At 73.7% G+C, this 11,344-nt stretch carries 13 protein-coding genes; 4 read left to right on the forward strand and 9 right to left on the reverse strand.

Annotated elements, in window-relative coordinates; all coding sequences use genetic code 11:
• Positions 1-798 (forward strand): terpene synthase family protein (locus tag HUW36_RS15560; protein WP_174528828.1); only part of this gene is annotated, 798 nt, incomplete at its 5' end.
• Between the two features lie 140 nt (positions 799-938).
• Positions 939-2,765 (forward strand): AMP-dependent synthetase/ligase, encoded by a 1,827-nt coding sequence (locus tag HUW36_RS15565; RefSeq protein ID WP_174528829.1) that lies wholly within the window; start codon positions 939-941, stop codon positions 2,763-2,765.
• 82 nt (positions 2,766-2,847) lie between these two features.
• Here HUW36_RS15565 and HUW36_RS15570 read toward each other — a convergent pair whose 3' ends face one another.
• Positions 2,848-4,155 (reverse strand): low temperature requirement protein A, encoded by a 1,308-nt coding sequence (locus HUW36_RS15570; protein WP_174528830.1) that lies wholly within the window; start codon positions 4,153-4,155, stop codon positions 2,848-2,850.
• A 74-nt stretch (positions 4,156-4,229) separates the two neighbouring features.
• Positions 4,230-5,681, reverse strand: coding sequence for a MocR-like transcription factor YczR (gene yczR / locus HUW36_RS15575; RefSeq protein ID WP_174528831.1), 1,452 nt, complete (start codon positions 5,679-5,681; stop codon positions 4,230-4,232).
• Between the two features lie 59 nt (positions 5,682-5,740).
• Between yczR and yczE the strand changes: the two genes are divergently transcribed.
• Positions 5,741-6,373: a membrane protein YczE gene (yczE, locus tag HUW36_RS15580; protein ID WP_174528832.1), complete on the forward strand. Its 633-nt coding sequence runs from the start codon at positions 5,741-5,743 to the stop codon at positions 6,371-6,373.
• Positions 6,374-6,489: 116 nt separating this feature from the next.
• Positions 6,490-6,951 (forward strand): hypothetical protein, encoded by a 462-nt coding sequence (locus HUW36_RS15585; RefSeq protein ID WP_174528833.1) that lies wholly within the window; start codon positions 6,490-6,492, stop codon positions 6,949-6,951.
• 8 nt (positions 6,952-6,959) lie between these two features.
• Here the strand turns inward: HUW36_RS15585 and hisF are convergent, their stop codons facing one another.
• From hisF to HUW36_RS15620, 7 genes are all read right to left on the reverse strand, one after another.
• Positions 6,960-7,727 carry an imidazole glycerol phosphate synthase subunit HisF gene (gene hisF, locus HUW36_RS15590; protein ID WP_174528834.1) on the reverse strand — a complete coding sequence of 256 codons (768 nt, stop codon included), beginning with the start codon at positions 7,725-7,727 and terminating at the stop codon, positions 6,960-6,962.
• 78 nt (positions 7,728-7,805) lie between these two features.
• Positions 7,806-8,804, reverse strand: coding sequence for an NADP-dependent oxidoreductase (locus HUW36_RS15595; protein WP_174528835.1), 999 nt, complete (start codon positions 8,802-8,804; stop codon positions 7,806-7,808).
• Complete coding sequence (locus HUW36_RS15600) at positions 8,801-9,226, reverse strand: organic hydroperoxide resistance protein (protein WP_174528836.1); 426 nt, start codon at positions 9,224-9,226, stop codon at positions 8,801-8,803. Before HUW36_RS15600 ends, HUW36_RS15595 begins: the two co-directional genes overlap by 4 nt.
• A gap of 1 nt (position 9,227) precedes the next feature.
• On the reverse strand, positions 9,228-9,674 hold the full coding sequence (locus tag HUW36_RS15605; protein ID WP_174528837.1) for a MarR family winged helix-turn-helix transcriptional regulator: 447 nt from the start codon (positions 9,672-9,674) through the stop codon (positions 9,228-9,230).
• 261 nt (positions 9,675-9,935) lie between these two features.
• Positions 9,936-10,361, reverse strand: coding sequence for a Rid family hydrolase (locus HUW36_RS15610; RefSeq protein ID WP_217428819.1), 426 nt, complete (start codon positions 10,359-10,361; stop codon positions 9,936-9,938).
• Complete coding sequence (priA, locus tag HUW36_RS15615) at positions 10,358-11,086, reverse strand: bifunctional 1-(5-phosphoribosyl)-5-((5-phosphoribosylamino)methylideneamino)imidazole-4-carboxamide isomerase/phosphoribosylanthranilate isomerase PriA (protein ID WP_174528838.1); 729 nt, start codon at positions 11,084-11,086, stop codon at positions 10,358-10,360. The genes HUW36_RS15610 and priA overlap by 4 nt, the downstream gene beginning before the upstream one ends.
• 19 nt (positions 11,087-11,105) lie before the next feature.
• On the reverse strand, positions 11,106-11,344 hold a 239-nt coding region (locus HUW36_RS15620), incomplete at its 5' end, for a hypothetical protein (RefSeq protein WP_174528839.1).

Genomic DNA, 11,344 nt, shown 5'->3' on the forward strand with positions numbered 1-11,344 from the left:
CACGCCGCCGAGCTGGCCGGGCGGGCGGCCCCCGAAGGCTCACCGGACGGCCTGCGGCTGCTGACCGATCTGATCAACTGGCTGTTCGTGATGGACGACGCCTGCGACGACGACGGTCTGGGCGCGGACCCCACCCGGCTCGCCCCGACCGTGGCGGCGCTGCTGGCCGTGCTCGACCGGCACGGCGACCCGGACACGCCCAGGCCGACCCACGTCGGGCCGCTCGCGGTCGCGCTCGACGACCTGTGCCGCCGGGCCCGTGGGAAGCGGCAACCCGCGTTGCTGCTGCGCCTGGTCAGCCAGTTGCGGGAGTACCTGCTGGCGCTGCTGTGGGAGGCGGCCAACCGGGAGCACCGGCGGGTGCCCGGGGTGTCCGAGTACACCCAGATGCGCCGGCACACCGGCGGCGTACGCCCCAGCTTCACCATGACCGACCTGGCCCGCGCGTCCCGGACCGGCCCGGCACAGCGGTCCGAGCCGGCGCTGGCCGCGCTGGACGCCCTCGCCACCGACCTGGTGTGCTGGTGCAACGACCTGTTCTCCTACGACAAGGAGCGCGGTGTCGCGCCGGAGGCGCACAACCTGGTCACCACGATCGCGGGTGAGAACGGACACGACGAGCCGGCGGCGCTGCGGGCGGCGGCGGCCCGGTTCAACACCGCTCTGGCGACCTACGCGGAGCGGGACGCGGCGTTGGCGATCGGGGCCGACGACGGGGTGCGGGCGTTCCTGGACACCCGGCGGGACTGGATCCGGGCCACGTACGACTGGTCCCGCGCGGCCGCCCGGTACACCTGACTCCGGGTTCCACGAGGCGGGACCGGCATCGTACGCGCCTTCCGGGGCTAGCCGCTGCCCCGGTGCAGGCAATACCCTTCGGTAACCGCAGATCGGCGTGACCCCCGTCACGTCCCTCCACCCTGAAGGCGGCTACAGCGATGGCTCTCGATGTACCGTACCGTTCCGTACCCGACATGTTTCTCAAGCGCGTGGCGGATTCCCCCGACCGGCACGCCTTCGCCCACCCCGCACCCGACGACTCGGGCCCGGTCTGGCTGACGTGGGAGCAGGTCGGGCAGCGCGCCAAGGCGATCGCCTCCGGGCTGCACGGGCTCGGTGTCGGCCTGGAGGACCCGGTGGCGATCCTGGCCAACACCCGGCTGGAGTGGGTGCTCGCCGACTTCGGCATCATGTGCGCCGGCGGGGCCACGACCACCGTCTACCCGACCACCGAGCCCGACGACGCGGTCTACATCATCGCCGACTCCGGGTCGCGGGTGCTGTTCGCGGAGAACCCGGCGCAGGCGGCGAAGATCGCCGGCGCGGACCTGCCCGCGCTGACCCACGTGGTGCTCTTCGACGGCACGCCCGACCCGGCGGCCGGCGTACCCCAGCTCACCCTGGCCGAGCTGGAGGAGCGCGGGGCCGCCGCGCTCGGCGCCGAGCCCGACCTGATCGACATGCTGGTCGCGGGCATCGGGCCGGACCACCTGGCCACCCTGATCTACACCTCGGGCACCACCGGCCGCCCGAAGGGCGTGGAGCTGCTGCACGGCGGCTGGTGCTGGGAGGGCGTGGCGCAGGCCGAGCTGGGCCTGCTGCGGGTCGACGACCTGCAGTACCTGTGGCTGCCGCTGTCCCACTCGTTCGGCAAGACGCTGCTCTGCGGCGCCACCCACGTGGGCCTGCCCACCTACGTCGACGGCCGGGTGGACAAGCTGGTCGAGCTGCTCGGCGTGGTCCGCCCGACGCTCATGTGCGGCGCTCCCCGGGTCTTCGAGAAGGTCTACAACAAGGCGGTCACCACCGCGCAGGGCGCCGGCGGCGCGAAGGCCAAGATCTTCGCCTGGGGTGTCTCCGTCGGCAAGGAGAAGGTCGCGCTGGAGCAGGCCGGCAAGCCGGTCCCGACCGGCCTGCGGCTGAAGTACGCGCTCGCCGAGAAGCTCGTGTTCAGCAAGCTCCAGGCCCGGCTCGGCGGCCGGATGCGGGTGCTGGTCTCCGGCGCGGCGCCGCTGAGCAAGGAGATCGCCACGTTCTTCGCCGCCGCGAACCTGCCCATCTCCGAGGGATACGGCCTGACCGAGACCAGTGCCGGCGCCTTCGTCAACCCGCCCGGCGGCCTGAAGATCGGCAGCGTGGGCCGGGCCATGGGCGACCTGGAGTGCCGGATCGACACCGACGGCGAGATCCTGGTGCGCGGTCGTCCGGTCATGCGCGGCTACCACAACCTGCCGCAGGAGACCGCCGAGGCGTTCACCGACGACGGCTTCTTCCGCACCGGCGACATCGGCACCCTCGACGATGACGGCTACCTGCGCATCACCGACCGGAAGAAGGACCTGGTCAAGACGTCCGGCGGCAAGTACGTCGCGCCGTCGCACATCGAGGGCATGTTCAAGGCGGTCTGCCCGTACACCTCCCAGGCGGTGGTGATCGGCCAGGCCCGCAACTACTGCACCATGCTGGTCACGCTCGACCCGGACGCAATCAAGGGCTGGGCCGCCGGCACCCCGCTGGAGGGCAGCGACTACACCACGATCGTCACCTCGCCGCAGGCGCGGGAGATGGTCGAGGGCTACGTGGCCGAGCTGAACACCAGGCTCAACCGCTGGGAGACGATCAAGAAGGTGACGATCCTCCCCCGCGACCTCACCATCGAGGACGGTGAGGTCACCCCGTCGCTGAAGATCAAGCGCCGCAGCGTGGAGACCAACTTCGCCGGCGAGATCGACAAGATGTACGAGGGCACGCTCGCCGAGCTGTAGGCGACGCCCGCGAGGCCGCACCGGCCGTGCCCCACCGTCCCGGGGCACGGCCGGTCGGCCTCCTTCCCGGCGCGTGCATGGGTCACAGGTGCTCGCGCCGCCACCGGCTCTGCTCGGCCTCCGACGCGAGCTGCTCCTCCAGCGCGAGCTGGCGAACCCGGTGCCGCCGGCCGTCCTCGCTGCGCGTCTCCCAGGCCACGCCGACGGCGGTGAGCACTGCCAGCACGCCCAACGCGGCCACCTCCGGCACCCGGAACGCGAACGGACCCGACAGGGCGAGCGCCGCCGCCGTGACCAGCAGCGGCCAGTGCGTCTCGCGCAGCGCCAGCCGCCAGCAGCCGGCGAGGCTGAGCAGGTAGAGCGCCACACCGCCGAACAGCACCCCGCCCCAGAAACCGCCGAGCGGCCACCCCCAGTCCGGTGTCTCCGGCGCGGCGACCTCGGCCAGCAGGTCCTTGAGGCCGAGCGCGTAGAGGATGGTGCCGATGATCATCGGCAGGTGCAGGAACGTGTAGACGTCACGGGCCAACCGGCGCCGGGCAGCCTCGCCGCGGGCGTGGTGCAGGACCTGCTCCAGCGCGAACGCCAGGGTGTCGAAGTACGCCCACCAGAGCGCCGCCACGATCAGGATGCCGAGCAGCGCGGCCACCGCCACCGGGCCGGTCAGCGGCAGCCCGGTCTTCGGGCCGAGCCCGAGCGCGATGATCGACTCGCCGAGCGCGACGAGCACCATCAGCGCGTGCCGTTCCGCCCAGTGCCCGGCCGACGTCACCACCCACCAGCGCCGGGCCAGCGTCACCCCGACGACGTACTCGATCAGCAGCGCCAGCGTCCAGAGGAGCAGTTGCAGCACGACGGCGAGCCGCTTGTCCGACATCTCGGACCGGACGAAGCCGGCCACCACCAGCAGCACGGTGGCCACCGTCGGGACCAGGGCGCGCGTCAGCAACCGGCGGCGACCGACCGGATCGGAGCGCTCCGCCCAGCCGAGGATCGCGAGCTGCGCCATCCGGATCACGAAGTAGCTGCCGGCGAAGACCAGGGGACCGGGCAGCCCACCCGGCCGGTCCGTGAACGCGCTGGGCGCGCTGAGCACCAGCAGGAACGTCGCGGCCACGGTGACGAACCCGACCAGCGGCAGCACGCCCTGGTCGGCGCGCAGCGCGTTGCCCATCCGGACGAACCCGGTCCACGACCACCACAACAGCGCCAGCACCAGCAGGAAGCGGTAGAGGTTGACCGGGGTGAGTTCGCTGGCGGTGAGCGTGGTGACGCTCAGGAACGCGAAGACGAACACCAGGTCGTAGAAGAGTTCCAGCCGGGTGGTCCGGGAGCCCGGCGCGCCGGGCCGGACCGACCACGACCACCGCCCACCGCCCCCGTTGCCCACCCGCGCAGTCTGCGGGGCCGGGCCGACCCGGTGACCCGCTTCCCCGGACACCCACCGGATCGGGCGGCCCCCGGTCAGGCGATGACGCTCGGCTCCCGCCACTGCGGCCGGCCGGCCCGGTCCAGGTCGTACCGGACCGCGGCGAGCCGGCCGACCGCCTCCACCAGCTCGGCTGCCGGCAGCGTGAAGGGCAGCCGGAGGAACCGCTCCAGCGTCCCGTCCAGGCCGAACCGGGGGCCGGGCGCCAGCCGAACGCCCACCTCCTCGGCGGCCCGGGCCAGCGCGCTGGAGATCGGGCCGTCCAGCTCGGCCCAGAGCGTGACGCCGCCGCGCGGCACGGTGATCCGCCAGTCCGGGAGCCGCTCGGCCAGCGCCGCGACCAGGGCGTCCCGCTGGGCGGCCAGCTGCGCCCGGCGGGCGGTCACGATGGCCGGCGCCTGGGCGAGCAGGTGCACCGCGACGAGTTGGTCGAGCACCGGGCTGGCCATGTCCACCCCGACCCGGGCCGCGGCCAGGCGCTGCACCTGGGGCGCGGAGGCGCGCACCCAGCCGATCCGCAGGCCACCCCAGTAGGGCTTGCTCATCCCGCCGATGCTGATCACCCGGGAGTGCCTGTCGAAGACCGCCACCGGGGGCGGCAGCGGGGTGCCGTCCAGCGGCAGGTCGACGAAGGACTCGTCCACCACCAGGTCGGTGCCGGCCGCGTGGGCGGCGCCCACCAGCCGCTCGCGCAGGTCGGCGGCCATCAGGTGACCTGTCGGGTTGTGGAACTCCGGGATCAGGTACGCGAGCTTCGGCCGGGTCTGCCGGATGCTGCCGAGCAGCAGGTCGGCGTCCCAGCCGTCGTCGGAGAGCCCGTGGGTGGTGATCCGGGCCCGGCGGGCCGCGAGCGCGGCGAGCGCGTTGGGATAGGTGGGCGACTCCACCAGCACCCCGCCCCCGGGCGACAGGGCCAGCCGCAGCACGAGGTCCAGCGCGTGCTGGGTGCCGCTGGTGACCATGATCTGCTCCGGGCTGGTGGGCAGCCCGCGTTCGGTGTAGCCGCGGGCGACCGCCTCGCGCAGCTCGATGATGCCGGTCGGGTGGTAGCCGGCGCCGCCGAGGTAGCGGGGCAGGTCCTCGGCGGCCGCCCGGGCGGCCGGGACGAGCTGGGCCGGCGCGGAGAGCGCGGCCACCCCGAGGTCGATCATGTCCCGGTCGTCCAGCGGTGTCCACAGGCCGGTACTGGCGACCCGGTGGGTGCCCGGCAGCATGGTCCAGCTCCCGGCCCCGCGCCGGCTGGCCAGGTGGCCGGTCTCCCGCAGCTCCCGGTACGCGGCGGTGACGGTGGTCCGGCTGATCCGCAACGCCTCGGCCAGCTCGCGCTCGGCCGGCAGGCGGACCCCGAGGGGCAGCCGGCCGTCGGCGAGCAGGCCCCGGACGGCGCCGGCGAGCGCGGCGTAGTCGGGGCTGCGCCGGCGACCGGGCAGTGCGTGCCACTGGCCGAGCAGACGCGCCAATTGGACGCCGCGTACCTGGGTCGTCATGGCCACACCTCCGGAATTGGCCCCCTTGCACTCCGCAATTGGCCCCTAGGGTGGCATGCATGGCTCAGCTTGGCAATCTCCGGCACCGGCCGGCGCGACGGCTCACCCAGCTCTACGCCGGTCTCGCCCTCTACGGCGTGAGCATGGCGCTGATGATCCGCTCCGGACTCGGCCTGGACCCCTGGGACGTGTTCCACCAGGGGCTCGCCCGGCAGACCGGCCTCTCCTTCGGCACCGTCACCATCGCCGTCGGCGCGCTCGTGCTGCTGCTCTGGATCCCGCTGCGGCAACGCCCCGGCCTGGGCACGGTGAGCAACGTCGTGGTCATCGGACTGGTCGTCGACGCCACCCTGGCCGTCCTGCCGCCGGGCGAGGGTCTGCCGGTGAGCGCCGCGCTGCTCGTCGTCGGCATCGTCGCCAACGGCGCGGCCACCGGCCTCTACCTGGGCGCCGGGCTCGGCCCCGGTCCGCGCGACGGCCTGATGACCGGATTCGTCGCCCGCCACCCCCGCTGGTCGGTCCGGCTGGTGCGGACCGTCATCGAGGTCACCGTGCTGGCGCTGGGCTGGCTGCTCGGCGGCACGGTCGGGCTCGGCACCGTGGCCTACGCGCTCGCCATCGGACCGCTCGCCCAGGTGTTCATCCCGATGTTCGCCATCCCCACCCGACCGGCGGACGCCTACGCTACGTGACCACCGCCGGGCCGACCGCCACCGGATGGGACGAGTCGGACGGCTCTGAGCTGCGACGACGTACCGGACCGAAACCAGGTGTTTTCTCCGCCGCCGTCGCCGGGCATCATTCGTGCATGGGGGAGAACGGATGGCGTTGGAGCGACGCCTGGATCTTCGTCGCGTTGGTCATCGCGAGCGGTGCCGGCCGGCACCGCCGGGCCGCCGCGACACGCCGTCCCGAGGGGGTGCGCCTCGCCGACGTCCTCTCCACCGCAGACCACCTCAACCAGGCCATTCCCGAGCGACACGAGGTCGAGGGGGCGGTCCGCCGGCTCGTCGGCGCGGGGCTGGTCAGCGTCGCCGACGGCTGGTTCCGGGTCACCCCGGACGGTGAGCGTCTCTGGCGCACCCGACCCAGCGCCGGGCTGGGCACCACCGTCGACACGGTGCAGGGCGTACTGAGCCGCCGGCACCCGCCGGGCGAGTCCGAGTGGCAGCTCCACGAGGACGACCACGCGGCCGCCGTGCAGGAGTACGTGGTCCGGTCGATCCCGATGCCGCGCCGCTCCCCCGAGGGGCACTCCGGCCGGCCCTGACCCCGCGGTCAGCGCACCGGGTGCCCGGCGCCGCGCAACGCGTCCTTGACCTCGCCGACGGTCAGCTCACCGAAGTGGAACACGCTCGCCGCGAGCACCGCGTCGGCGCCCGCGCCGACCGCCGGGGGGAAGTGCGCCACCGCGCCCGCGCCGCCGCTGGCGATCACCGGCACCTCGACCACCGCGCGGACCGCCTCGATCAACGGCAGGTCGAACCCGGTCTTGGTGCCGTCGGCGTCCATCGAGTTGAGCAGGATCTCGCCCGCGCCCAGCTCGGCGGCGCGCGCGGCCCACTCGACCGCGTCCAGTCCGGTGCCCCGACGGCCGCCGTGCGTGGTCACCTCGAAGCCGCTCGGCGTGGCGCCGGCCGGCGCGCGCCGCACGTCCAGCGAGAGCACCAGCACCTGACGGCCGAACCGGTCGGCGATCTCGGCGATCAGCTCCGGCCGGGCGATCGCCGCGGTGTTCACCCCGACCTTGTCGGCTCCGGCCCGCAGCAGCGTGTCCACGTCGGCGACCTGCCGGACGCCGCCGCCCACGGTGAGCGGGATGAAGACCGACTCGGCGGTGCGCCGCACCACGTCGAGCATGGTGCCCCGGTCGCTGGAGGAGGCGGTCACGTCGAGGAACGTCAGCTCGTCCGCGCCGGCCCGGTCGTACGCCGCCGCCAGTTCCACCGGGTCGCCGGCATCCCGCAGGTCGAGGAAGTTGACTCCCTTGACCACCCGCCCGGCGTCCACGTCCAGACACGGGATCACCCGTACCGCCACCGTCATGTCCAGAAGCCTAGCCAACGCGCGGGCGGCGGCGACCGGCCCTGTGAGGCCGGCCACCGCCGCCGGGTCGCCCGTCGGTCAGAGCCGGACGAGCATCTTGCCGAGGTTCTCGCCGCGCAGCAGGCCGAGGAACGCCTCGGGCGCCTGCTCGATGCCGTCGACCACGGTCTCGTCGTAGGACAGCCGGCCCTCGCGCAGCCAGCCGGCCATCTCCTGGACGAACTGCTCGCGCAGGTGCCCGTGGTCGCCGACCAGGAAGCCGCGCAGCGTCAGCCGCTTGCCGATCACCAGCGCCAGGTTGCGCGGGGCGGCCGGCGGCTCGGTCGAGTTGTACTGGGCGATCATGCCGCAGATGGCGGCGCGGCCGTGCAGGTTCATCGCCCCGATCGCGGCCTCCAGGTGGTCGGCGCCGACGTTGTCGAAGTACACGTCGACGCCGTCCGGGGCGGCGGCCTTGAGCTGCTCGTACACCGGTCCGTCGTGGTAGTCGAAGGCGGCGTCGAAGCCGAGCGCGGTGAGCCGCTCGACCTTCGCCCGGGAGCCGGCGCTGCCGATCACCCGGCCGGCGCCGCGCAGCTTCGCGATCTGGCCGACCATGCTGCCCACCGCGCCGGCCGCGCCGGAGACGAAGACGGTCTCGCCCGGCTTCATGGCGGCCACGTCGAGCAGCCCGGCGTACGCGGTCAGCCCGGTCATGCCGAGCACGCTCAGGTAGGCGCTGACCGGGGCGAGGCCGGGATCGACCTTGCGCACGGCCCGGGCGTCGACGAGCGCGTACTCGCGCCAGCCGAAACCGTGCAGCACGACGTCGCCGGGCTTGACGCCCTCGGCCTCGCCGGCCACCACCTCACCGATCGCGCCGCCGTCGAGCGGGGCGTCCAGGGCGAACGGCGGCACGTACGACTTGACGTCGTTCATCCGCCCGCGCATGTACGGGTCCACCGACATGAACTGGTTGCGGACCACGACCTGACCCGGACCCGGCGTCGGCACCTCGGTGGTGACCAGCCGGAAGTTGTCGGCGGTCGGCCACCCCTGCGGGCGGGACGCCAGGTGGATCTCCCGGTTCACAGTCACAGGGCCTCCCGGACGGTACGGGCGACCTCGATGTTGCCGCGGGTCGCGTTGGAGTAGGGGCAGACCTGGTGTGCGGCGTCGACCAGCTGCTCGGCGGCCGAGCGCTCGACGGCGGGCAGGTCCACCACCAGCGTGACAGTCAGGCCGTAGCCACCGCTGCCGTTCGGGCCGATGCCCACCTCGGCCTCGACGACGGAGCCGGAGACGTCCGCCTTGGCCTGGCGGCCGACGATGCGCAGCGCGGAGTGGAAGCAGGCCGCGTAGCCGGCGGCGAAGAGCTGCTCGGGATTGGCCGCGCCACCGGCGCCGCCCATCTCCTTCGGCACCGCGAGGTCCAGCTCGACGGTGCCGTCGGAGGTGCGGACGTGGCCGTCGCGGCCGTCGCCGGTGGCCCGGGCGGACGCGGTGTAGAGCACCTGCATGTCACTGCTCCTTCTGTGAGTGGATCGTCTCGGTGACCCGGGTGAGGGTGTCGCGCAGCCCGACCAGCTCGGCCTCGGTGAGGCCGGTGGCGCGGGCGACCCGCAGCGGCACGTCCTCCATCCGCTCCCGCAGCGCCCGGCCGCGGTCGGTGAGGCCCACCTCGACCCGGCGCTCGTCGGCAGCCGAGCGGGTACGCACCACCAGGCCGGCCGCCTCCAGCCGCTTGAGCAGCGGGGAGAGCGTGCCGGAGTCGAGCCGGAGCCGCGCGCCGAGCTCGGAGACCGTGGGGGCGTCGTCGCCGCGCTCCCAGAGCACCAGCAGCACCAGGTACTGCGGGTAGGTCAGGCCGTGCTCGTCGAGGATGGGCCGGTAGACGTCGGTCAGGGCGCGCGACGCCGCGTAGAGGGCGAAGCACACCTGCCGGCGCAGCACCAGATCATCGGTCACGCCTTGAATAGTAGCGCGCAATCAAGTTGTGCACAACTTGATTGCGCCGGGGGTGCCGTTGCGGGCGGAGCGAGCCATCGCCCGGCACCGCCTTTCGAGCTGATATCTGAAACGACTCAGGCACCGCGCCGGGCTTCCGGACGGACCGCGCCCGCCGCCGCCGGTAGCTCCGGACATCCGGACGGGCCAGGCCCGCCGCGGAAGTGCCGTGTGGGTGAGTCGTTCTCGATATCAGCTCGAAAGGCACCGGAAGGGGCCGGCTCAGTCGACGGGGAGGTACGCCTCCAGCTCGACCTCGACCAGGTGCTCCGGGTCGATCAGTCCGGCCACCACCACCATGGTCGCCACCGGGCGAACCGGCCCGAAGACCGCGTTGTGCGCCCGGCCCACCTCGTCGACGTAGAGCCGGTCGGTCACGTACATCCGGGTCCGCACGACGTCGGCCGGGGCGGCGCCGACCTCGGCCAGCGCGTCCAGGCCGATCCGGATCGCCTGGGCGGTCTGTGCCGCCGCGTCCCCCACGTGCGCCACGCGTCCGTCCACGGTGGAGGTGCAGCCGGCCGTGATCGCGAGAGCGCCGGCCCGGACCACCCGCGAGTAGCCGTAGAGCGCCTCCCACGGGCCACCGGAGCCGAGCCGGGTCACCACCGGGTCGCCGACCGGCGAACCGCCGACCTCGACCGTCACGCGCCGGACCGCAGCGCGGCGAGCGCCTCGGCGACGGTGAACGCGCCCGCGTAGAGCGCCTTGCCGGCGATCACGCCCTCGACCCCGACCGGCTCCAGCGTGGCCAGCGCCCGCAGATCGTCGAGCGTGGACACACCGCCGGAGGCGATCACCGGCGCGTCCGTGCGGGCACACACCTCGCGCAGCAGGTCCAGGTTCGGCCCCCGCATGGTGCCGTCCTTGGTGATGTCCGTGACCACGTACCGCGCCGCGCCGGCGGAGTCCAGCCGGGCCAGCACCTCGTAGAGGTCGCCGCCGTCGCGGGTCCAGCCGCGCGCCGACAGGGTACGGCCGCGCACGTCCAGCCCGATCGCCACCCGGTCGCCGTACTCGCCGCAGATCCGGTCGCACCACTGCGGGTCCTCCAGCGCCGCGGTGCCGATGTTGACCCGGGCCGCCCCGGTGCCCAGCGCCGCCCGCAGCGACTCGTCGTCGCGGATGCCGCCGGACAGCTCGACCTTCACGTCCAGCTTGCCGACCACCTCGGCCAGCAGCGCGGCGTTGGAGCCCCGCCCGAACGCGGCGTCCAGGTCCACCAGGTGGATCCACTCGGCGCCGTCGGACTGCCAGGCGAGGGCCGCCTCCAGCGGGTCGCCGTACGCGGTCTCGCTGCCGGCGGCGCCCTGCACGAGCCGGACGGCCTGGCCGTCGGCGACGTCCACGGCGGGCAACAGGTCAAGGCTCAACGCTTCTCTCCTCGCATCCTCAACGACGGTCCAGCGCGATCACCACGATCGCCGGCAGGACCAGCAGCAACAACACGACCAACGCCAGACGCAGGGCGAGGTCGTCGACGAAACTCCAGATGCCGACCACCGCGACGGCGGTGAGCAGCACGATCGCCGCCCGCTCGCCGCGGCTGTGCCGGCGCAGCCGTCCGGTGCGCCCCCGCCGCAGGCGCGGCGTCAGGCGGCGTACGACAGACCGCCGCCACTGGCGGCGGG

Origin of the sequence: Micromonospora maritima (assembly GCF_902825405.1) — a bacterium.
GTDB classification, from domain to species: domain Bacteria; phylum Actinomycetota; class Actinomycetes; order Mycobacteriales; family Micromonosporaceae; genus Micromonospora; species Micromonospora maritima.

Excerpts from the sequence above, each read along its gene's own strand:
- yczE (WP_174528832.1), top strand. The coding sequence starts at position 5,741 with ATGGCTCAGCTTGGCAATCTCCGGCACCGGCCGGCGCGACGGCTCACC.
- hisF (WP_174528834.1), bottom strand. The coding sequence starts at position 7,727 with ATGACGGTGGCGGTACGGGTGATCCCGTGTCTGGACGTGGACGCCGGG.
- HUW36_RS15585 (WP_174528833.1), top strand. The coding sequence starts at position 6,490 with ATGGGGGAGAACGGATGGCGTTGGAGCGACGCCTGGATCTTCGTCGCG.
- HUW36_RS15600 (WP_174528836.1), bottom strand. The coding sequence starts at position 9,226 with ATGCAGGTGCTCTACACCGCGTCCGCCCGGGCCACCGGCGACGGCCGC.
- HUW36_RS15565 (WP_174528829.1), top strand. The coding sequence starts at position 939 with ATGGCTCTCGATGTACCGTACCGTTCCGTACCCGACATGTTTCTCAAG.
- yczR (WP_174528831.1), bottom strand. The coding sequence starts at position 5,681 with ATGACGACCCAGGTACGCGGCGTCCAATTGGCGCGTCTGCTCGGCCAG.